At 70.8% G+C, this 20,878-nt stretch carries 15 protein-coding genes and 1 pseudogene; 2 read left to right on the top strand and 14 right to left on the bottom strand.

Going from position 1 to position 20,878, the window contains the following annotated elements; genetic code table 11:
• Positions 1-55: 55 nt before the first annotated feature.
• The 8 genes and pseudogenes from ESO89_RS08560 to ESO89_RS08525 all read right to left on the bottom strand — a co-directional run bounded on the left by ESO89_RS08560 (position 56) and on the right by ESO89_RS08525 (position 7,068).
• Positions 56-289, bottom strand: a complete 234-nt coding sequence (locus tag ESO89_RS08560; RefSeq protein ID WP_015910243.1) for a UPF0058 family protein — start codon at positions 287-289, stop codon at positions 56-58.
• Positions 290-526: 237 nt separating this feature from the next.
• The gene (locus ESO89_RS08555) at positions 527-706 is read right to left on the bottom strand and encodes a DUF7836 family putative zinc-binding protein (protein WP_128905116.1); all 180 of its coding nucleotides are present in this window, start codon (positions 704-706) and stop codon (positions 527-529) included.
• Between the two features lie 109 nt (positions 707-815).
• On the bottom strand, positions 816-1,817 hold the full coding sequence (locus tag ESO89_RS08550; protein WP_128905115.1) for a transcription initiation factor IIB: 1,002 nt from the start codon (positions 1,815-1,817) through the stop codon (positions 816-818).
• Between the two features lie 279 nt (positions 1,818-2,096).
• On the bottom strand, positions 2,097-4,148 hold the full coding sequence (locus ESO89_RS19495) for a DUF7282 domain-containing protein (RefSeq protein WP_206731740.1): 2,052 nt from the start codon (positions 4,146-4,148) through the stop codon (positions 2,097-2,099).
• A gap of 682 nt (positions 4,149-4,830) precedes the next feature.
• Positions 4,831-5,139, bottom strand: coding sequence for a hypothetical protein (locus ESO89_RS08540; RefSeq protein WP_128905113.1), 309 nt, complete (start codon positions 5,137-5,139; stop codon positions 4,831-4,833).
• A 99-nt stretch (positions 5,140-5,238) separates the two neighbouring features.
• A complete protein-coding gene (locus ESO89_RS08535; RefSeq protein ID WP_128905112.1) occupies positions 5,239-5,520 on the bottom strand; it encodes a winged helix-turn-helix domain-containing protein in 282 nt (93 codons plus the stop codon).
• A 96-nt stretch (positions 5,521-5,616) separates the two neighbouring features.
• Positions 5,617-5,718, bottom strand: a pseudogene (locus ESO89_RS08530) (mechanosensitive ion channel family protein); the annotation flags it as partial.
• Between the two features lie 87 nt (positions 5,719-5,805).
• Positions 5,806-7,068 carry a Zn-dependent hydrolase gene (locus ESO89_RS08525; RefSeq protein ID WP_128905111.1) on the bottom strand — a complete coding sequence of 421 codons (1,263 nt, stop codon included), beginning with the start codon at positions 7,066-7,068 and terminating at the stop codon, positions 5,806-5,808.
• A 108-nt stretch (positions 7,069-7,176) separates the two neighbouring features.
• Between ESO89_RS08525 and ESO89_RS08520 the strand changes: the two genes are divergently transcribed.
• Positions 7,177-7,389, top strand: coding sequence for a PLDc N-terminal domain-containing protein (locus tag ESO89_RS08520; RefSeq protein ID WP_128905110.1), 213 nt, complete (start codon positions 7,177-7,179; stop codon positions 7,387-7,389).
• A gap of 38 nt (positions 7,390-7,427) precedes the next feature.
• Here ESO89_RS08520 and ESO89_RS08515 read toward each other — a convergent pair whose 3' ends face one another.
• The 3 genes from ESO89_RS08515 to malA form a co-directional block, all read right to left on the bottom strand.
• The gene (locus tag ESO89_RS08515) at positions 7,428-8,459 is read right to left on the bottom strand and encodes a sodium:calcium antiporter (protein ID WP_128905109.1); all 1,032 of its coding nucleotides are present in this window, start codon (positions 8,457-8,459) and stop codon (positions 7,428-7,430) included.
• 4 nt (positions 8,460-8,463) lie between these two features.
• Positions 8,464-9,981 (bottom strand): 4-alpha-glucanotransferase, encoded by a 1,518-nt coding sequence (malQ, locus tag ESO89_RS08510; protein ID WP_128905108.1) that lies wholly within the window; start codon positions 9,979-9,981, stop codon positions 8,464-8,466.
• A gap of 89 nt (positions 9,982-10,070) precedes the next feature.
• A complete protein-coding gene (malA, locus tag ESO89_RS08505) occupies positions 10,071-12,191 on the bottom strand; it encodes an alpha-amylase MalA (protein WP_128905107.1) in 2,121 nt (706 codons plus the stop codon).
• 165 nt (positions 12,192-12,356) lie between these two features.
• Here malA and ESO89_RS08500 point away from each other — a divergent pair, with 165 nt between their 5' ends.
• Positions 12,357-17,180, top strand: a complete 4,824-nt coding sequence (locus tag ESO89_RS08500; RefSeq protein WP_128905106.1) for a glycoside hydrolase family 15 protein — start codon at positions 12,357-12,359, stop codon at positions 17,178-17,180.
• Between the two features lie 33 nt (positions 17,181-17,213).
• Here the strand turns inward: ESO89_RS08500 and ESO89_RS08495 are convergent, their stop codons facing one another.
• From ESO89_RS08495 to ESO89_RS08485, 3 genes are all read right to left on the bottom strand, one after another.
• A complete protein-coding gene (locus ESO89_RS08495; RefSeq protein WP_128905105.1) occupies positions 17,214-17,687 on the bottom strand; it encodes a hypothetical protein in 474 nt (157 codons plus the stop codon).
• Positions 17,680-19,608, bottom strand: a complete 1,929-nt coding sequence (locus tag ESO89_RS08490) for a MutS-related protein (RefSeq protein WP_128905104.1) — start codon at positions 19,606-19,608, stop codon at positions 17,680-17,682. The genes ESO89_RS08495 and ESO89_RS08490 overlap by 8 nt, the downstream gene beginning before the upstream one ends.
• A gap of 71 nt (positions 19,609-19,679) precedes the next feature.
• Positions 19,680-20,828, bottom strand: a complete 1,149-nt coding sequence (locus ESO89_RS08485; protein ID WP_128905103.1) for an acyl-CoA dehydrogenase family protein — start codon at positions 20,826-20,828, stop codon at positions 19,680-19,682.
• Between the last annotated feature and the right edge of the window lie 50 nt (positions 20,829-20,878).

Raw genomic sequence — 20,878 nt, 5'->3', positions numbered from 1 at the left:
AAGGCGGCGTGGCTACTGGGTGGGTAACGATCCGTCGGCAGGCGGCGTCGAAGTTTCAGTCGGCGGTCGGGGCCAGCGGCTCCGACTCGGACTCGTCCATCGGCTCGGTGATTCCTTCGGTCAGCTTAAAAACAGCGGCTTTGTGGTCGGTCTTCGACTTGTGAATCGATGTCGGTTTGACGCCGAGTTCCTCGTAGGCGTCGAGGTCGATGTTCTCGTCCCAGAATTCGCACTGCTTTCGTACTTCCGCGAGGAGGCCGTGAAGGTGGATGAGTTCCTGCTTCTTCATGAGTACCAGTCCTTTGCTACCGGAGGTTTATATTATTATCCTGAGTCACGTTACCATGGGTAGTCCAGCGTCGCCCGTATCCGCCCCGGAGACGGGTCTTTTCGCGTTATCGTTCGGGACAGTTTCGCGGGCTCGCGGCGGACGACCGACCGGTGATCCCGAGCGATCGCGCGCCGATACGCTGCGGGTCGCGCCGCTCCTCACGCGCATTCGGATTAGGCGGGAGCGGCGGCCGGGCTACTGGAACTGTTTGACGGCTTCGAGGTCGCGTTCGGTCCGCATGAACTCGGCCAGTCGCCGCGTCGCGTGACAGTCGGGACAGCTGAAGTTCGAACGGAGGCGCTGCAGGTCGGCGGGGTTGTCCTGCCACTCCTTGTCGCACTCCGGACAGACGAGTCTGACGAACGCATCCACCATGAGACGACGTACGCGCGGCCGGGTTAAAAACGTACGTGGCGGGTGGGCGTCTCGGATGTGGCGGGGTTCGGACCCGGCGCGGGGACGCGGCTCGGACCGGAACGCGGGATCAGGCGGCCAGCCCCTCGCTCGCGTCGAGGAGCTCCTTGTACCGGTTCCGGATGGTGACCTCGGAGATGTCGGCGACCTCCGACACCTGGCTCTGAGTCACCTTCTCGTTCGAGAGGAGCGCGGCCGCGTACACGGCCGAGGCGGCGAGGCCGACGGGGGACTTCCCGCTGGTGATCCCGGCCTCCTTCGCCCCGTTGAGCAGCTCGCGGGCGAGCCGCTGTGTCTCCTCCGAGAGGTCGAGCCGCGAGACGAACCGGGGGACGTAGCTCTCGGGGTCGGCGGGCTGGATCTCCAGTTTGAGCTCGCGGATCACGTATCGGTACGTCCGTGTGAGCTCCATCTTGTCGACCCGCGAGACGGCAGTGAACTCGTCGAGGCTCCGGGGGTTCCCCGCCTGCCGGGCGGCGGCGTACAGCGCCGCCGTCGCGACGCCCTCGATGGAGCGCCCCGGCAGGAGGTCCTCGCTCAGCGCGCGGCGGTAGATGACGGAGGCGGTCTCGCGGACGTTGTCCGGGAGACCGAGGGCGCTGGCCATCCGGTCGATCTCGCCGAGCGCCTGTTTCAGGTTGCGCTCCTTCGAGTCGCGGGTGCGGAACCGCTCGTTCCAGGTGCGCAGCCGCTGCATCCGCTGGCGCTGGCGGCTGGACAGCGACTTGCCGTAGGCGTCCTTGTTCTGCCAGCCGATGTTCGTCGACAGCCCCTTGTCGTGCATCATGTTCGTCGTCGGGGCGCCCACGCGGGACTTGCTGTCGCGCTCGCTGGAGTCGAACGCGCGCCACTCCGGCCCGCGGTCGACCGAGTCCTGTTCGACGACGAGCCCGCAGTCGGTACAGACCGTCTCGCCGTGCTCCGTGTCGCTCACGAGGTTCCCCTCGCACTCCGGACAGGTCGTGGTCCGATCTCCCACCGACTCCGTCCCGTCGGCCGTCGATTCGGTCGACTCCGTGGTTCGGTCTCGCTCCGTTTCGCCGTCGTAGCCGCGTATGTGTGTCTCGGTCATGGTGTTCTCACCGATCGAACTCCCGACAGAAATACTGGCGCCGGGATCGCCGATTCGTTAACCAATAGTAAGTCGCAAGCACATATAAATCTTTGCCTTATCTCACACATGCTGATATTCGAAACCGCCGCTACCGTTCTCGTGTGAGGGTGTGACGGACTCGGTGGTGTTTCGTTCCGATACCGGATCGCCGCGAGAGAATAATCAGAGGCATATAAAGAATGGTGTTCGCTCCGGCGTCGAATCGTTGACGCCGGCGGCCGATTTCGGGGGCGGTGTTCAGGGGTGGCGACGCGCGACGAGCGCGACCGCGATCAGCGCGACGAGCGCGACGGCGGCGCCGAAGCCGGGCGCCTCGTCGCCGCTCTCTCCGTCGCCGCTCGCATCCTCGTCGTTCATTTCGCCGTCGTCGGAGCCGTCCGACATGTCGTCACCGGCGTCCTCGCCGTTCTCGCCGTTCTCGCCGTCCTCGCCGTCCATGTCGGCTCCCGTCTCCTCGCCGCCCTCGACCGTCAGGTCTGCGGCGGACATCACCGGCGCACCCGCGGCCGCGTACGGGCCGTCGTCGGCGCCGTCGCTGCCGGGGAAGTCGTACGCCTCGTTGTCGTTCGTGTCCCGGTGCGCCATCGCGAGCACCGTATCGTCCTCGGTCAGCGGGTCGTCGAGCGCGATCTCCACGTCGGTGTGCGTGCCCGGCGCGAGGTACGCGCTGGTGCCGCGGATCGAGTCGAAGACGGCGCCGTCGGCGAGCGACGAGTCGTGGACCGTCACGAACCCGCCGTCGTGGAGCGTCACTTCGTCGACGACGACGCTCTCGCCGTCGGTATCCTGCGCGCTCGCGTCGGCGAACGCGGTCACCTGCGCGCTCGCGCCTGCCGTCACCGGAGCGTCGTCGCCGGTCAGGAAGGGCGCGTCGACCTCTCCCTCGCTGTCGACGAAGCCGTACGTCTCGTCGCCGTCGGTGTCGCGGTGCGGCATCGCGACCAGCCGTTCCGTGTCCTGTAGCGGCTCGTCGAGCTCGATCGTCACGTTCTCGTGGACGCCGGCCTCTAGGTACGCGCTGGTGCCGCGGACGGAATCGAAGACGGCGCCGCCGCCGATCGAGGCGTCGTGGAGCGTCACGAACCCGTTCTCGCTCAGGTCCACTCGGTCGACCGTGACCGTGGCGCCGTCGGAGTCGCCCGTCTCGAACGCCACGCCGGCGGAGACGGTGACGTTCCCGTCGTCCATCACGATGTCGGACGAGTCGGTCGTGTACGGACCGTCCTCGCTGCCGTCGCTGCCGGGGAAGTCGTACGCCTCGTTGTCGTTCGTGTCCCGGTGGGCCATCGCGAACAGCGCGTCGTCCTCGGCCAGCGGGTCGTCGAGCCGGACGACGACGTCGCGGTGGATCCCCGGTTCGAGGTACGCGCTCGTCCCGCGGATCGAGTCGAAGGTCGCGCCGTCGGCGAGCGACGAGTCGTGCATCGTCACGAACCCGCCCTCCGGCAGGTGGACCTCCTCGACGACGACCGCGCTGCCGCCGGACGACTGCGCGCCGAAGCTCGACCGCGCGTCGTCGTCGAGCTCCACGTCGATGCCGGCCATCACGATCTCGTCGGTTCCGTCGAGGTACGGACCGTCCTCGCTGCCCTCGCTGTCGGGGAAGTCGTACGCCTCGTTGCCGTTCGTGTCCCGGTGCGCCATCGCGAAGACCGTGTCGTCGTTCTGGAGCGGCTCGTCGAGCCGAACGCGAACGTCCTCGTGGACGCCGGCCTCCAGGTACGCGCTGGTGCCGCGGATCGAGTCGAAAACGGCGCCGTCGGCGAGCGACGAGTCGTGGACCGTCACGAACCCGCCGTCGCTCAGTTCGACGCGGTCGACGATCACGTACTCGCCCTCGCCGGGCTGGTCGGTCCCGCTCACGCTCGCGGAGACCGTCAGGTTCGCGTCGTCCATCGCCACCTCGCCGTCGACCGTGTACGGACCGTCGGCCTCGCCGTTCGAGGAGACGAACGCGTACGCGCGGTCGCCGTCGGTGTCGCGGTGCGCCATCGCGTGGAACGTGCCCGTCTCCACCGCGTCGGTGAGTTCGACGGTCACGTTCTCGTGCGTCCCCGGATCGAGGTACGCGCTCGTGCCGACGACGCTCCCGAGGGTGTTCCCGTCGGTCAGCGAGTCGTCGTGGATCGTCACGAACCCGCCGTCGGGAACGCGAACCTCGTCGACGACGACCGTGCTTCCGCCGGACGCGCCGTCGGCGAAGCTCACGCTCGCCGCGTCGGTACCGCTCTGTGCCGCGACCGCGCCAGTCGCGCCGGCCACCGCCGACACGACTACCACGACCGTCATCGCCAATGTGAATGCGCTGTTGCGCATGAGAGAGTCGACCGGCGACATATAAAAAGAGATTTGCCGAACTCCCGCCGGCTTCTCACCCAAATCCGTTCAGAAAGCCGCCCAAAACGGACACTCAAGCGCTCAGATGACAGTTCATGGAACACCAGTGGTACAGTTCGGGAGTGGATATTGCAGATCGGAGGCAGCGATTCAGTATTTAAATAGACGTGAGTGACAGCGACGATCGCGTATAAATGACGAGTGCGGTGGCGCGTGCCTTCGAGCGCCCACCGGGCGCGAGAAGCGCGCGCGAGGGAGTCGCTGGCGGCGACAGCCGCCAGTGACGAGGCTGGGGAGGCGTGAGGTGCTGTGCGGTCGCGGTCGGGTGGGGCTCAAAGGGGCAGCCGCGACGGCTCGCGTGACTCGCTGCGCTCCTCGTCACTCGCGTTGCTCGTTCCTGCGGTGCTTGCGTCGTCAAGCGTCGCCCTCGCGGCTGGGGCTTTGGCGGTGTTCACCGCGTCGTCGACGACGTATAAACAGCCGACAGCAACACCACTCGTTCACTTATAAACAACCACTCTGCCAACTCGATACACGTATTCCCGCTATCGATCACGTCGCACCGATAACGCTCTCGTTCACGGGCATCGCGAGAACCACTCCCACCCCCGCTACGACAGCGGTCTCGATCGAGTCAATCCCAGGTGACCCAGACGAGAAACAGGAGGCCAACGGTCTGGAGGACGTGGAGCGCCATCATCCCGCGCCACGCGATCGGCGGCACCGCCTCGGACGCGAACCACGCGGACAGCGTCGGGTCGAGCAGGTAGATGTACAGCGCGAACGCGTTCTCCCCGAGCAGAAACACGCCGAACATCGCCAGCCCGAGGGCGTGCTTCGAGCGGAACTGTACGTAGTTCCGCCCCCACACCCAGACGAGCGCGAGAAGCAGGGCGACGTTCGCCCCCGCCGAGACTCGCGCCACGTCGAACCAGAGACTCATCGTACACCTGCTATCGGCGGGGTGGGTATAACCGCTTTCCCAAATTCGTTCCGAATACGACCCGCAACGCGGCGGCTGCGGCTCCGACGCTCCGCTCCGTCAGTCGTCATCTGTCTGCTCCATGATCGTTTCGATAGTGTCCCAGTGCTGGCGTGCCCGCGAGGTCGGCAGGTAGACGGCGCCGTACTCGTCGCCGCTGCGCTGGACGACGTCGTTGTCCATCAGTACGTCGAGGTGGTGTCGAACGGTTTTGTAGTCCAGATCGAGATCCTCGGCGAGCTGGTTCGCGTTCCGCGGGCGGTCGTCGAGCGCCCGCAACAGCCGGACGCGGTTCGCTCCGCCCCGCGTTCCGGTTAGCACGTACCAGAGTGCCGCTTCCATCGTACTCAGATCGTCGGCGCGCCACCTAACTCCACCGCTCCCGGAGGGGCTCCCGGGGACTCTCGTTCGCCACGATCGCCCTGTCCCCGCGTCCGGCTACCGGTTCCGGCTCACCGGGAACGCCACCCGGTCCGGGTGCTCGTTGAACCGAGCGAGGACTCGCTCGTACAGCTGGTTTTTGACGCGCTGGCCGCGCCGGCGGCGACGCCGAGGACGATGGCGCCCAGCCCAAGCGGTCGTCTCACGGTCGTCGGTCGCGGCCGATCGGCAAAACGGTTGTGACGCCTACTCGGTCGCGGCTCGCGCCACCGCACCCGCCAGCACCGCGGTCGCCGCGGCGCAGTCCGCCCAGTCGGTCCACTCGCGCGGACTGTGCGAGATCCCGTCGCGCGACGGGGCGAACAGCAGCGAGGAGTCGGTGACGGCCGCCACTCGCATCGCGTCGTGGGCGGCGCCGGAGTGGAGGTCGATCGCGGTCAGGCCCGCAGTCTCGGCCGCGGCGTGTGCCGCGTCGCGGATCCGATCGCTCATCGGGGCCGGCGCCACGTCGAAGGGACGCTCGAAGCGCGTCTCGACGCCGCGCTCGCGTCCGATCCGGGCGAGCGAGTCGCGCGCGGCGTCGACGATCGTCTCCATCGATTCCGTGTTCACGTCCCGCACGTCAACGCCAGCGTCGACGCGACCGGGGACGACGTTGGTCGCGTTCGGCGAGACGGACAGCGAGCCCACCGTGCCGACCGCGGAGTCGCTCGATTTGTCCACGACCTCGTTCGCGGCCGCCTCCACGTCGAGCACGAACTCGCTGGCGGCCGCGAGCGCGTCGGTCCGCTCGCCCATCGCCGTCGCGCCCGCGTGGTTCGCCTCCCCCTCGATCGTCGCCTCGCAGTGGGTGATCCCGGTGATCGTCGTCACGACGCCCGCGTCGGCGCCCGCCTCCTCCAGGACCGTGTCCTGCTCGACGTGGAGCTCGTAGAACGCTTCCCACGACGCCGGATCGATCGCCTCGCCGCCGCGGTAGCCGATCCGCTCTAAGGCCTCGTCGAGCGTCTCACCCGCGTCGTTTTCGAGCGCGAGCGCCTCGTCGGGTTCGGTCACTCCGGTCGCGACGCTCGACCCGAGCAGCCCGTTCCCGAACGTCGCGCCCTCCTCCTCGGTGAAGCTCGCGACGGCGACCGGTCGCGCCGGCTCGACGCCCGCGTCCCGCATCGCGCGCACCGCCTCCAGCGCCGCGTACACGCCGAGCGGGCCGTCGAAGATTCCGCCATTCGGGACGCTGTCGAGGTGGCTCCCGCTCGCGACGGGTGCCGCGTCGGGGTCGGCGGAGTCGGGGACCCACGTCCCGACGAGGTTGCCCACCGCGTCGACGGCGACCTCGAGGCCGGCGTCCTCGAACCGCTCGACCAGTCGGTCCCGCGCCGCCCGGTTCGCCTCGGTCCCGGTCAGGTTCGTCCGCCCGCACTTCTCGGGGTCGTCGTCCGCGATCCGCCCGAACGCCGCGTTCGCCTCCAAGTCCGCGCGAAGGCGGTCGGCGTCGACTGAGAGGTCCATGCCGTGATCGGGGACCGGCGGCTCAAAACGGTTCGTGGTCGGTTCGTGGTCGTGTGAGGCCGCATGGTAACCAAAGACACTTATTTTTCGCCCGAGTCGTCGGAGACGATGTCCCCGATACTGCTACAGGGAGGCGCCGGCGTGCTCTTCCTCCTGTTCGGCCTCCTCATGCTCCTCGTACAGCTCGGCATTATCGTCTGGATCTACTCCGACGCGCAACGCCGGAGCGACCAGCCCGCGTTCCTGTGGGCGCTCGTCGCGTTCCTCGCGCCGCTTTTGGGGCTCGTCCTGTATCTGATCATCGGCCGCAACCAGTACTGAAGTCGGTGCGTCGACGCCGGCGACCGGCGACGACCCTCTTAAACCCCTCTGAGGACCGTCGTCGCCCCGACCGTCTCCGCGACGACCCACGCGACGAACAGGAGGTACGCGATCAGCAGGACGGACGACTCCCGTTCGGTGAGCGACAGGTCCGTCCGGAGCGTGGCGAACAGTAACACGGTCGCCACGGTGAGCACGCCGAGCATCGGGACGGTGGTCGAGAAGTTCACGTCGACGCTCCCGACGATCAACACGCCGACCGGAATGGCGACGAGCAGGTCGAACGTGTTCGACCCCAGCACGTTCCCGAGGCTCGTCCCGCCGCGCCCCTCGCGCGCCGTCCGAACGCTCACGAGAGCGTCCGGGAGGCTCGTCGCCGCCGCGACGATCGTGATCCCGGCGAGGAACTCCGGGACGCCGAGCGCCGCCCCGAGCGACTCGACCGACCCGACCAGCCGCTCGACGGCGACGCCGATGAGGAGCAGGCCGGCGGCGAGCTTCCCCCACTCGCGGCGCGCGTCGACCCCGTCGCGAACCCGGTCGATCGCCGCGTCGTCGACGTCCTGGTACTGGATGAACAGGTAGAGCCCGTACAGCAACAGGGGGATCGCCGCGACGGGGCGGGTCAGCTCCCCCACGATCGGGTCTGTCGAGACGGGGAAGTAGATGACCGCGAGCGAGAAGGTGACGACCAGCGCCGACACCGCGATCATGTAGAACTGCGCCTCCTTGTACACGATCGCGCGGCTGGCCTCGAGGTCGCCGTCGGCGCTGAACCCGGAGAGCCCGGGGATAACGAGGATATTGAAGATCGCGGAGCCGACGAGCGCACCCACGCCCATGTCGAAGACGCCGGTGGCGGCGGTGACGACGACGCTCGCGAACTCCGGGAAGCTCGACCCGACGGCGACGACGATCGACCCCTGCACCACCGCCGGCAGGCCGTAGTACCCCGAGAGCGTCTCCGCGGCCTCCTCCAGCCAGCCGCTCCCGATCCAGATGGCGCCGGTGGCGGCGGCGATCACGACGACGTGGAGGACCGATCCGTCCGCGAAGCTCCAACCAAGCATCGGGCTACCTCACGTGTTTTCCGCCGAGTTCCCACAGTCGGTCGTCGAGCGCGTCGTCGAGCGCGTCGCGCCGGACGCGCCACTCCCAGTTGCCGCCGAGGGTGCCCGGCTCGTTGAACCGCGCCTCGCTCCCGAGGCCGAACAGGTCCTGCACCGTCGTCATCGCCAGCACCGCCTCCGAGGCCCACACCTCGTCGATGATCTCCCACTCGGTCGGGCGGTCGCCGTCGGCGCCGACGTTGTACCGGAAGCACTCGCGCTGGCGCTCCGGGAGGTCCTCGAAGTAGCCGACCCACGTGTCCGTGTCGTGGGTCGACGTGTAGCCGACGACCCCCTCGGGGTAGTGCATCGGCTGGTACTCGTTGCCCTCCGCACACCAGTCGGCGTACTGCGGGACGCGCATCCCGGGGAAGCCGAACTCCGCCATCAGCTCGTCCATCGCCGGCTCCTCGAACCCGAGGTCCTCGGCGATGAAGGGCGCCTGTCCCAGCTCGCGCTCGACGGTCTCGAACAGGTCGCGTCCCGGCCCCTCGCGCCACTCGCCGGCCGCCGGGTCGTCGCGGTCGGCCGGGATCGCCCAGTACTTCACGAACCCGAGGAAGTGGTCGAGCCGCGCCACGTCGGCGAGTTCGAACAGCCGCCGGAACCGGGCGATCCACCAGTCGTAGTCGCGCTCCGCGAGCCGGTCCCAGTCGTAGACGGGGTTTCCCCAGCGCTGGCCGTCATCGCCGGCGTTCGGCGGCACTCCCGCGACCGCCGCGGGACGGTTCCCGTCGTCGAGCCGGAACGCCTCCGGGTTCGCCCACACGTCAGCGGAATCGAGAGCGACGTAGATGGGCACGTCGCCGACGATCGACACGCCCTCCTCGTCGGCGATCGCCCGGAGGTCGCGCCACTGCCGGTCGAACGTCCACTGGAGGAACTCCCGGAACCGGACCTCGGTCGCGTGGCGCTCGCGGGCGTCGGCGAGCGCCTCGGGGTCCCGCGTCCGGAGCGGGTCCGGCCACTCGACCCACGTGTCCTCGCCCCTCGCGTCCGAGAGCGCACGGAACAGCGCGTAGTCATCGAGCCACGGCTCGCGCTCGCGGAAGGCGTCGAACCCGGGGGGCACCTCGCCCGCCTCCACGCTGTCTGCTCCCTCGCCCGTCACCGCCTCGTCGAACCGCTCGAACGCGGCCCGCAACAGCGGCTCCTTGTACTCGCGGACCGCCTCGTAGTCGACCCGGTCTTTCGGGAAGTCGGGGACCGGTTCGAGGTCCGACTCGTCGAGCCAGCCGTCGTCGACGAGCCCGTCGAGGTCGATCAGGAGGGGATTGCCGGCGAACGCGGAGGGCGACTGGTACGGAGACTCCCCGGCGGCGTCCATCGTCGGCCCGAGCGGGCACACCTGCCAGTGGCGCACGTCGGCGTCGCCGAGAAAGGAGAGGAACGCTTCCGCCCCGTCGCCGAGGTCGCCGATGCCGTGTCTCCCCGGGAGCGAGGTGACGTGACAGAACACGCCGCCGGAGCGGTCGAGTCGCATGCGTTTCCCTGTGACCCCCACCAACTCAAGCGTTGCGTCCACGAGGTCTCGGCGGACGGGTCACCGCGCCGCCCGCCTCGCAGACCGACTCACCGCCCGGTCTCATGGACGACCGCCGCGTCGTCGACGCGTATCCGCTCGGTCCCCTCGCCGTCGACGACCACGCAGGGGTCCCCGGTCACGAGGTTCCGGTCGCCGTGGTCGACGCCGACCGCGACGCTCGCCGACTCGGGGGCGAAGTTGAGGACGACGACCAGCGACTCCTCGTCGTCGCTCCGGCGGAACGCCACCACGTCGTCGGGATGTACGTCGCCGCTGGCGACGATCGGTCGCTCCGAGAGGTCGCCGCTGGCGACGTGGTACCCCACCCGGTCGAGGTCGGCGTCGGGTCCGAGCGCGGAGTGCTCGGCGCGGACCGCGAGCAGCCGCTCGTGGCGGTCGCGGACCCCCTCGCGGGCGTGCTCCCACGCGATCGCGTCACGGTGCCCGCGCTGACCGATCTCTTGGCCCGCGTAGATCATCGGGACGCCCGGCAGGGTGACGGTCGCCGCCCCCGCCGCGGCCGCGGCGGCGTCGCCGCACTCCACCCGGTAGCGCGTCTCGTCGTGGTTCTCGATGTACTGGAGGAACTCGGCGTGGTCCGGGAAGCCGATCTCGGCGCGCTGGTCGACCGCGTCCAAGACCGACGCGGCGGGGTCGACTCCCCGGCCGATCTGGCGGAGCTGGAAGTACAGGGTCGCGTCGAAGTGCACGTCGAACATCCCCTCGTGGAAGCCGGGGATGTACGGGATCGTCTCGTCCATCAGCAGGAACTCCCGGTCGATGTCCTTCACCCGGTCGCGGAGCTCCCGCCAGAAGGAGTCGGGGACCGCCCACGCCATGTCGCATCGGAAGCCGTCGACGAGGGGCGCCCACTCGTCGATCACGTCGAGGAGCAACCGCCGGACGTCGAGGTTCGCGTGGTTCAGGTTCGCGATCAGCTCCCAGTCGAAGTACGTGCCCGGCTCGCCCGACTCCTGCCACTCGTAGCGGTCGCGGTACGGGGAGTCCGGGTTCTTGTAGGCGTCTTGGAACCACTCGTGGTCGCGCGCGGTGTGGTTGGCGACGAAGTCGAAGAGCACGCGCATCCCGTGGTCGTGGGCCGTCTCGACGAGCGCCTCGTAGTCGTCGCGGTCGCCGAGGTCGTCGGCCACGTCGAAGAAGTCGGTGATGTTGTAGCCGTGCGGCTTCCCGTCGTGCTGGAGGACCGGCGTGAGCCACAGCGTGTCGACGCCCATCTCGGCGATCGTCGGAATCCGATCCGCGATCGCGTCGAACGTCTCTCCCCGCTCACCGCCGCCGCCGTCGTCGGTTCCGCCACCGTTCCCGTCGGCGAACGTCCGGACGTACACCTCGTAGACGGTCGCGTCGCGCGTCCACGCCGGGGGATCGTTGAGCCGTACCGTCTCGAAGGCGGGACCGGTCGGGCCGCCGACGCGCCCGCCCTTGCCGTCTCTTTGGCCCCCGCTCTCGCCGGTCCGCTCGACCGCGACCGCGTCGGCGACGCTGACGCGCGGCTCCCGCCCGGGCTCCGCGGCGACGGCGACCCCGTGGACGCGCAGGCGGTCCGCGACCGCGGCCGCGGGCACCCGGAGCTCCCGCCCGTCGTCGCTCGTCCGGAGCGCGTCGCGCGGGTTCGTCCGCCCCTCCGCGACCGCGCTCGCGACGTCGCGGTCGTCGACGACGAACGTCACCCGCAGGCCGTCCGCGCCGAGCGAGGAGTGGGGGTTCGGTTTCGGGGTCGCGCGGACGACGATTTCGGGGCCGCCGTCCGCTCCGTCATCACGCTTCACGCTCGCGTCCAGCCGCACGCGCGGCCGCCCCACGCCCTCGTCAGCGCGCGGCTCGGCGTAGTCGATCGGGGCGTCGCCGGCGGTGCGGTCGCGGATCGCCGTCCCGCTTCCCCCCGCGACGTCGACGCCCTCGTAGCTCGACGGGAACGCGCGGACCGTCAGCAGGTGGTCGCCGTCCGGTGCGTCGAGCCCGATCCGGTAGCGGCCGGGAACGTCGGGGGTGAACTCGGTCACCGGGTCGGTCCCGACCGTCGCCTCGCTGTCCGGCGGCGCGTCGACGACGCGCCACGCGTAGGACTCGCTCGGGTCCGGATCTCGCGGCGCGAGCTCCGTGGCCTCGCCCGTTGCGAGGAATCGCGGGGGTCCGGGATGGTGCATGTCACACCCATCGGCGCCCGGGGTCTTCGTTGTTGCTCCTCTGCCGGTCGCCCTCGACCGCGGCGGGGTCGCCACGCTGCCCGTTCCGCGGCGGGGAGCCTCGCAGCGCCGGCTCGAGACGCCCGCGTTCGTCAAGGCTTTCACGACGGGAATCGCAGGGCACCCATGCGACTGCGAACCGCTCTCACAGAACACGAACGTCGGCGCGGCGAGCGCTACCCGGCGGAGCGTCCCACCACGGCCGGCGCGTTCACGGGCGACGACGGTCGACTGGTCCACGTCGGACCGAACGGGACCGTCCACGACTGTTCGTACTCCCTCTCCGGAGTCGGCGGCGCCGACCGGCTCCGCATGGGGATCACGGCCGGGCGGGGCGTCCGCTGGTTCGACGACCTGACCGCGACTCGCCAGCACTACGACGGCGACACGCCGCTCGTCGAGACGGAGTACGACGCCGGGCGGTACACCATCCACCAGTTCGACCTGGTCGTGAGCGACACCCACCTCACCCACGTCGAGCTGCGCGGCGCCCCGCCGGCGGGCGCGGAGCTGGTCGCGGCCTGCGCGTTCTCGCCGGACATGGTCGAGGGGCGCGTCGGCAACCTCGTCCACGAGGGGGCCGGTCCCGAGTCCGGGAGCGTCGTCGAGGTGTACCACCGCACCGAACACGACTTCCTCACCGCCTCCACGGGGCTGTCGGCCGCGCACGGCCAGCGGCTCCGCACCGTCTCCGAACTGCTCGGCGAGAACGGCGAGGGGTTCCCGCACCGCGGCGAGATCGACCAGCGCGAGGACTCCCGGCTCACCCCCGACGTGGTCGTCCGCGCGCCGTTCGAGCGCGCCGGCCGGATCGAACGCGTCACGCTCGCGAGCCGCGCCGTCCTCGACAGGCGGGAGACCCGCGAGACGGTCGACGACGCCAAGGACGCGGTCACGGACGGTCCCGACCGCCAGCGCCGCATCGAGGAGCTGTCGCGGATCGCGACCGCGTACCCCGACGCCGACGACCTCCGCGAGGCCGCCCAGGGCCGCGGTCCGACCATCCCCGACGACGTGCCGCGCCGGTCGGTGGTCGCGAGCGACCTCCGCGCGCTCGACCTGCTCACCGCCGAGTCCGGCGCGCGGATCGCCGCCCCGGAGTTCGACCCCTTCTACTCCACCTCGGGCGGCTACGGCTACACGTGGTTCCGCGACGAGGCGGAGACGTCGCTGGCCCTGCTCGGCGCGAGCGACGAGCTCGGCTTGGACGCCGACGAGGAGCTGCTCGCCACGGCGTCCTTCTTCTGTCGCACGCAGGACGCCGACGGCTCGTGGCCCCACCGCGTGTGGGCCGACTCCGGCAAGGTCGCGCCCGGCTGGGCGAACGCCCGGATCGGGGGCGCGAACGGCACCGCCGGACCGAACGACCAGCTCGACCAGCCGGCGTCGGTCGTCGCCTTCCTCGCGCGGCTCCGCCGGACCGCAGACCTCCCCGCCGAGTGGCGCGACCGCGTCGACGACACCATCACGGACGCGCTCGCGTTTCTCCGCGAGACGACCGAGGACGACGGGCTCCCCCGGCGGTGCCAGAACTGCTGGGAGAACGCGCTCGGCCGGTTCACCCACACCGGCGCGACGTACCTCCGCGCGTTCGCCGCCGCGGCGCGCGCGCCCCTCCCCGCCGACGTGCGGGGCGACGCGGCCGAGGCGGCCGACGCCGCCCTCGCCGGTCTGCACGACCGGTGGAACCCGGGCACGGAGCGGTTCCCGCAGCGCGCGAGCGCGGAGAGCCGCGACGACCGGCCGGACGCCAGCACGTTCGCGCTCGCGAGCGCGGCGACCGAGTACGCGGCGCTGCGCGAGGAACGCGGAGCGACCGGTACCGACGGCGGGTCGGCTCCAGGTGCCGCCTCGGCCGCCGAGGTCGACTTCGACGCCTTCCTCGACCGCCTGACGACGCACGTGTTAACGACGATCGGCGAGCTCCGCCGCGAGACGGCCGACGTGGATGGGCTCGTTCGGTTCACGGGCGACGACTGGCGCACCGCCGAGCAGGGCACCGCGAAGGTGTGGTCGATCGCGACGCTGTGGGGGTCGACGGCGGCGGCCGAGCTGGGCGGGCTCGTCCGCGAGCGCGGCGGTGACGCGAACGAGCTGTTCGGCGCCGCGCGCGACCTCTACGCGCTGTGCGAGCCCGACGGCCCGTTCGTCAACGACGCCGGGCTCATCGCCGAGCAGGCGTTCGACGACGGCGACCTCGACGGCGCGACCCCGATCGCGTGGTCGCACGCCCTCCGGATCGACGCGACGGTGACGCTCGCGAGACACGGGGCGCTCCCGATCCCGCACGACGAGCCGCGGGGGCCGGACGAGGCGCCCCACTGGACGACCGGCCGGAAGTTCGGCGTCGGCACTCCGGCCGACCACGAGGCCGACGACCCGGTGCCGGTCTGGTTCACGCTGACCGAGGGCGCGCTCACCGAGGCGCGGTTCCCCCGGATCGACGTGATGAACGTCCGAACGTTCGACTTCCTCGTCGCCGACCCGGAGACGGGGTACACGGTCCGGACCTTCGACGAGACGAGCCACGTGTCGGTGACGGAGACGGTCAAGCGAACCACGGAGCCGACCGCCGACGACGCGCTCGCGTACACCCAGACGATCCGCGAGACCGGCGACGGCCACGGGCACCGCTGGACGCTCACCGTCGAGTACGCCGTCGACACCGACGGCGACGCGATCCTCGCCGACGTGTCGTTCGAGGGGAGCCGCGAGTACGACGTGTACGCCCTCGTCGACACCACGATCACGAACGTCGGGACGAACGACCGGGGGGACCGCGTCGGCGGCTCCGACGCCCGCGGCGGCTCGGAGGGGTACCACCTGCTCGCGCGCAACGACGACGCCGCCGAGCGCGACCCCGGGAAGCTCGTCGACGACGGGAGCGACTCCTTCGAGGTCGCGCTCGCGCTCGACAGCGCCGACGGCTTCGACTGGGCGAGCGTGCTCGCGGCAGGGAGCGATGCGGCGGACGCGCTGTTCGCCGACGGCGACCGCGGCGAGGGGGCCGAGTCGGCCACCGGTAACGTCGTGCTCGCGGGGCTCGTCGGGAGCGGCACCGAGGTGTCGGACGCGGTCGCGCTCGGGTTCGCCGAGAACGCCGACACCGCGGCCGCCCTCGGCGAGGCGCGCGGTGCCGTCTCCCGCGGCTTCCCGGTCGTTTCAGAGTCGTACGCCGAGACGTGGCGCGAGTGGCTCGCGGGCCGGAAGCTCCCCGCCTCCGTGACCGGCGACGCGGACGTAGAGACGCAGTACCGGTTCGCGCTGATGACGCTGGCGGCCGTCGAGGACAAGCGGCACGACGGCGCCGGGATCGCCAGCCCGTCGGTGCCGTGGGGCGAGACGGAGTACGCGGCCGAGGACCGCGGCTACGGCTACAACTTCGTCTGGTCGCGCGACCTCTATCAGGTGTTCACCGCGCTGATCGAGATCGGCGAGATCGAGCGCGGCGCGGACGCGCTCGCGTACCTCTACAACACCCAGCAGGACGACGACGGGTTCCTCCCGCAGAACACCTACATCGACGGGCGCACGCGGTGGGGCGGCGAACAGATGGACAACATCGCGTTCCCGTCCGTGATGGCGTGGCAGCTGTACGAACGCGGGGTCGGGCCGGCCGACGCGGAGTACACCTACGATCAGGTCCGCCGCTCGCTCGGCTACATCGCCGCCAACGGCCCGGAGACGGCTCAGGAGCGCTGGGAGGAGGAGGCCGGGTTCTCGCCGTCCAGCATCGCGGCCGAGATCGCCGGGCTCGTCTGCGGCGCCGCGCTCGCGGTCGCCGAGGCCGACCGGATCGAGGCGAGCGGGGGCGACGCGACCGCCGGCGAGGCCGGACCGGACGCCGACCCCGACTCGCTCCGCGCCGACGCCCTCGCGTGGCTCGCGCTCGCGGACGACTGGGCGGCCCGCGTCGAGGAGTGGTGCGCGACCTCGACGGGCATCGAGCGGCACGGCGAGACGCCGTACTACGTGCGGGTCACGGCCGACGGCGACCCGGAGGCCGGCCGCCCCCGGACGATCGCCAACGACGGCCCCACCTACGACGAGCGGGAGATCGTCGACGGCGGCTTCCTCGAACTCGTCCGGCTCGGCGTGAAGCCCGCCGACGACACCGTCGTCCGCAACTCCGTCTCCGTGGTCGACGACTCGATCCGCGTCGACACCCCGTACGGTCCGGCGTGGTACCGGTACGTCGGCGACGCGTACGGCGAGATCGCGCGCGGCGACCCTGGCGGCCCCTGGGCCGGGACCGGCGACGGCCGCGGGCGGCTCTGGCCGATCTTCACCGGCGAGCGCGGCGAGTACGAGCTGCGCGCCCGCGCCGACGGTCCAGACGGCTTCGGCGGCACCGACGAGGACGCCCTCGAACCCGACGCCCTCTTGGAGACGATGGCCGGGTTCGGCAACTCCGGGCGGATGCTCCCCGAACAGGTGTGGGACCGCGAGCACCCGACCGGCTACGGCTGGGAGTTCGGTGAGGGTACCGGGGGAGCGACCCCGCTCGCGTGGTCGATGGCCGGGTTCATCCGGCTCGCACACGGGATCGACGCCGGCGAGCCGGTCGAGACGCCGACCGTCGTCCGCGACCGCTACGTCGACCGCGCCCGGTCGGCGGTGCCGGAGCTGACGGCGACCGACGAGTACGTCGACGACGCCCTCGTCGTCAACGGCGAGACCACCGCCGACACCGTCGCGGTGTACACGTCGAACGGCTCCACGCTCGTGACGCCGAAGAACGGCGAGTTCGAACTCCACCTCGACCCGGCGCTCGACGCGAAGACGATCGTCGTCGCCGCCGCGAACACCGGCGAGGCGAAAACCGGCGGCGCGGACGCCGACTCCGACCCGGACGCCGACTCCGACCCGGACGCCGCGCCGACCGCCGCCGACGCTATCCTCGAAGAGTTTGCGGGCGCCGGCACCGCGGTCGAGCGACTTCGAGTGTAGCTGAGGGCGGTGTCTTCGAGGACCGGCGAGCGCTCACCCGAGTGCGGACACGTCGACCTCGACGGTCTTTTCCTCCCCGTTATCCCCGCCGGCGGCGAGTTCGACGCGGTCGACCACGGATTCCCGAACCGCCTCCCGCCACGACTCGACGGCCTCGGTGTGTTGCTTCCGGCGGGTCTCCAAGTCGGTCTCCGGCGCCTCCGCCGCCGTCTCGTCCACTTCCGGGTACGGGGGCACGTCCGAGACGAGGTCGCGGGGATCGACGTGTATCGGGGAGGGGTCGTCGTCTGAGCCCTTCCCCTTCTCAGCGTCTGCTTCCCCCTCGCCCGCCCCGAGGCTGTGCAGACGCGCGCGCATCCGGCCCGAGAAGGGCGGGGTCACGCGGAGCACGACCTCGCGGTCGCTTCGGAGGGTCGCCTCCAGCGCGGTTCCCACGTCGTCCCGGTGGACCGCGATCGACCGGATTCGGTCTGGCCCGCCGGTTCCGGACGGCTCGCCGTCAGTCATCGCCCTTCGACCACTCCGCGTCCGAGAGGGTGCGCTGGACCGCCTCCTCGCCGACCGCGCCGGCGAGGTGCTCGAACCCGGCGCGGACGCCGCGGTCGCCGGCGTTCGCCACCAGCCGAGAGACGATGAACTCCGGCGTCGACTTCCCGACCGTGCCGAACCGCGGCTGGTAGTCGACCCGGAGGTCGAGGTCGTTCGTGAGCCCCTCGGCGAAGATGCCGTCGATCCGGGCTGGCTCCGGAAGCGGGCTCAGGTCGTCCGCGAGGTGGGTGACGTACACGCCGAGCGCGCCGCGGTCGACCGTGAGCGTCACGAGCCCGTTCAGCAGGTCGGCGGCCCGCCCCGGCTCTGTGATCGCCTCGAACTCGTCGACGAGCATCAGGGTCCGACCGTCCGCGACCAGCGGCGGCACGACCGACTTCAGCGTCGACTCCAGCACGCCGGCGTTGAAGGAGGCGTGCCGCCGGTGGAACACGAGCCGGTCGAACGCGCCGATCTCCGCCTCGTCGGCCGGCACCGGAAGCCCCATCGACGCCAGGAGCGCCACCGCGCACAGCGTCTCCAGCAGGGTCGTCTTCCCGCCCGAGTTCGCCCCCGTGAGGACGCTCACGCGGTCGCCGGTCGGCGGGGCGTCGACGCTCGCGACGCCGGGATCGCCCGCGAGCGAGTGGGAGCCGATCGCGTACGACACCGGCTGGACCTCGCCGTCGATGAAGAGGTTGCGGGCGTCCCGCACGGCCACGCCGTCGTCGACGAAGGTCGGCCGAATCAGGTCGAACGCGACCGCGAACCGCGCGAGCGACAGCAGGAACGCGGCGTCGGCGACGGCGGAGATCGCGCGGGCGACGGTGCCGGTCTCGTCTCCTTCCGTGGCGTCGTCTCCATCGCCGTCTCCGTCGCCCTCGCCGCCTCCCTCGCCGTCTCCGTCGCCCTCGCCGCCTCCCTCGCCGTCTCCGTCTCCCTCGCCCTCTCCGTTCTCGCCCCGCATCCCGCCGATCCGCTCGCGGATGTCGGCGGCGACGGTCTCCTCGCGCTCCGCGACCGATTCCTCCAGTTCCGCCACCAGATCGCGGAGCGTGGCGGAGACGAAGTCGGCCGCGTCGAGCGCGTCGTCCGGCGCGACCGATCGCACGGTCGCCGGGTCGACGCCGGTCTCGCGCGCGACGTGATCGATCGTCGCCGCCTCCAGCGCCTCGAAGTCGCGCAGGGAGCCGTCCCGGACGGCGTCGAGCACGTCGAACGCGGAGTTCGCGAGGTCGCGGGCCGCGTCGAGCTGGTCGCGCCGGCGGTCCAGCTCGTCGTCTGCGCCGCTCGCGACCTCGATCTCGCCGTCGCCGCCGGCGCCCGTCGGGTCGATCGCGCCCCGCACGTCGGCGAGGGCGCCGGCGGCGTCGCGCAGGGCCTCCCCGTCCAGCGCTCCGATATCCTCGAAGGGGGCGTCCGTGAGACCGACCTCGCGAAGCGCGACGGCGGTCTCGACGGCCGCCAGATCCGAGCCGTCGGCGCCGTCGTACTCGTCGAACGCCTCGGTCACCCGGTCGCGCTCGCCGTCGTTGAGCGCAGCCCACGCGTCGCGCGCGGCGACCACGTCGTCGAGCCGGGACTCGACCGCGTCCCGGTCGGTAAGGGGCGTCAGCACGCGGATCCGGTCGGCGGCGTGGGCGGTCAGCGCGTGGCTCGCCGCCAGCGCGAGGAGGTCGTCGTACACCGAGCGGGTGTCACCGGTCGCGAGGGCATCCATGCCGGCCTCGCCGTTAGCCCGGCGGAGGATCCGGGTGGCTCGCCCGCGGTGGAGCCCGGCGTCGACGAGCGCTCGGACATCGGCCGCCTCGATCGCCTCGATCGCCCGCTCGGTCCCGAGCGACTCCGTGAGGCGCTCGCTCGTCTTCGGGCCGATCCCCCAGTAGTCCTCCAGTCGCATACGCGGTACTGTCCCCCCGGCGTCTTGGCGTTTTCGTCGGGGCGTCCCGCCCGCAGGGGGACCCCGTCAGCTCACCGCGACTGCCGGTAGATCAGGTTGCGCTGGATGTCGTTGGCGCCCTCGTAGATCACCGGGATGCGCACGTCGCGGTAGACGCGGGCGATCCGGCGGTCGGTGAGGATCGAGCGCCCGCCGTGGAGCTTCATCCCCTTCTCGGCGCAGTCGGTGGCGACCTCGGTCGATTTGGTCTTCGCCAGCGCGGCCCAGTAGCCGGCGTCCTCGTCGTCCGCGACCTTCTCGCAGGCGCGCCAGTTGAGCGCGCGAGCCGACTCGAAGCCGATCCGCATGTCCGAGAGGGTGTGTTGGACCGCCTGAAACTCGTTGACGGTGCGGCCGAAGGCGTTGCGCCCGTGGACGAACTCCTCGGCCTCCTCGATGGCGGCGGCGGCGAGCCCGAGCCCGTGGCCGCCGACGACGACGCGGCCGTGGTTGAAGAAGTCCGCGAGCACGTAGAAGCCGCCGCCCTCGCTGCCGACGACGTTCTCCTCGGGGACGAAGCAGTCCTCGAAGACGATGTGGCCCTGCTTCGAGGCGCGCATCCCCATCTTCTCCGGGATGTGCTCCGCCTCGTAGCCGTCCGAGTCGGTCTCGACGATGAACAGCGTGTAGTTCGAGTAGCGGTCCTCGCCGTCGCCCGTCTTCGCGTAGACGGTGAGCCAGTCGGCCTCGACCGCGTTGCCGACCCAGTACTTCTCGCCGGTGAGCTCGTAGCCGCCCTCGACCTTCTCGGCCGTCGTCGTCATCCCCGCGAGGTCGGAGCCCGTCTCCGGTTCGGAGACGGCGAGTCCCGATATCTGGTCGTTCTCCGCGACCGGCCGGAGGTACTCCTCCGTCTGTTCGTCGGTGCCGTACTGCTCGACCATCTCGCAGCCGAAGCTCGCGAGCTGGAGCGTGAGCGCGATGCCGGCGTCGGCGCGGTAGAACTCCTCCGCGATCGCGAGCACCTGCGCGAGGTCGTACCCCTTCCCGCCGTGCTCCTCGCCGATGTCCTGCGCGACGAGCCCGGCGTCCATCCCCGCCTCCAGCACCTCCCACGGGTACTCGCCCGAGTCGTAGTACGCCTCGGCGTTCGGGGCGATGTACTCGTCGGCGAACTCGCGGGCCTCGGCCTTCACGTCGCGCGCGTGCTCCGGAACGATACCGTCGTCAAGTAGATCCATGCGTCGCGTGCGGACCCCGTAGTCAAAACGTTCGTGGAACAACGGAAAAC

The organism is Halorubrum amylolyticum, assembly GCF_004114995.1.
Lineage (GTDB): Archaea > Halobacteriota > Halobacteria > Halobacteriales > Haloferacaceae > Halorubrum > Halorubrum amylolyticum.
Note: the sequence above shows the minus strand (reverse complement) of the source record. Positions and strands in the feature narration are given on the sequence as shown.

Coding starts and splice junctions, on each gene's coding strand:
- ESO89_RS08540 (WP_128905113.1), bottom strand. CDS start 5,139: ATGAGTCTCTGGTTCGACGTGGCGCGAGTCTCGGCGGGGGCGAACGTC.
- ESO89_RS08485 (WP_128905103.1), bottom strand. CDS start 20,828: ATGGATCTACTTGACGACGGTATCGTTCCGGAGCACGCGCGCGACGTG.
- ESO89_RS08500 (WP_128905106.1), top strand. CDS start 12,357: ATGCGACTGCGAACCGCTCTCACAGAACACGAACGTCGGCGCGGCGAG.
- ESO89_RS08515 (WP_128905109.1), bottom strand. CDS start 8,459: ATGCTTGGTTGGAGCTTCGCGGACGGATCGGTCCTCCACGTCGTCGTG.
- ESO89_RS19495 (WP_206731740.1), bottom strand. CDS start 4,148: ATGACGGTCGTGGTAGTCGTGTCGGCGGTGGCCGGCGCGACTGGCGCG.
- malA (WP_128905107.1), bottom strand. CDS start 12,191: ATGCACCATCCCGGACCCCCGCGATTCCTCGCAACGGGCGAGGCCACG.
- ESO89_RS08490 (WP_128905104.1), bottom strand. CDS start 19,608: ATGCGACTGGAGGACTACTGGGGGATCGGCCCGAAGACGAGCGAGCGC.
- malQ (WP_128905108.1), bottom strand. CDS start 9,981: ATGCGACTCGACCGCTCCGGCGGCGTGTTCTGTCACGTCACCTCGCTC.
- ESO89_RS08560 (WP_015910243.1), bottom strand. CDS start 289: ATGAAGAAGCAGGAACTCATCCACCTTCACGGCCTCCTCGCGGAAGTA.
- ESO89_RS08520 (WP_128905110.1), top strand. CDS start 7,177: ATGTCCCCGATACTGCTACAGGGAGGCGCCGGCGTGCTCTTCCTCCTG.
- ESO89_RS08550 (WP_128905115.1), bottom strand. CDS start 1,817: ATGACCGAGACACACATACGCGGCTACGACGGCGAAACGGAGCGAGAC.
- ESO89_RS08555 (WP_128905116.1), bottom strand. CDS start 706: ATGGTGGATGCGTTCGTCAGACTCGTCTGTCCGGAGTGCGACAAGGAG.
- ESO89_RS08525 (WP_128905111.1), bottom strand. CDS start 7,068: ATGGACCTCTCAGTCGACGCCGACCGCCTTCGCGCGGACTTGGAGGCG.
- ESO89_RS08495 (WP_128905105.1), bottom strand. CDS start 17,687: ATGACTGACGGCGAGCCGTCCGGAACCGGCGGGCCAGACCGAATCCGG.
- ESO89_RS08535 (WP_128905112.1), bottom strand. CDS start 5,520: ATGGAAGCGGCACTCTGGTACGTGCTAACCGGAACGCGGGGCGGAGCG.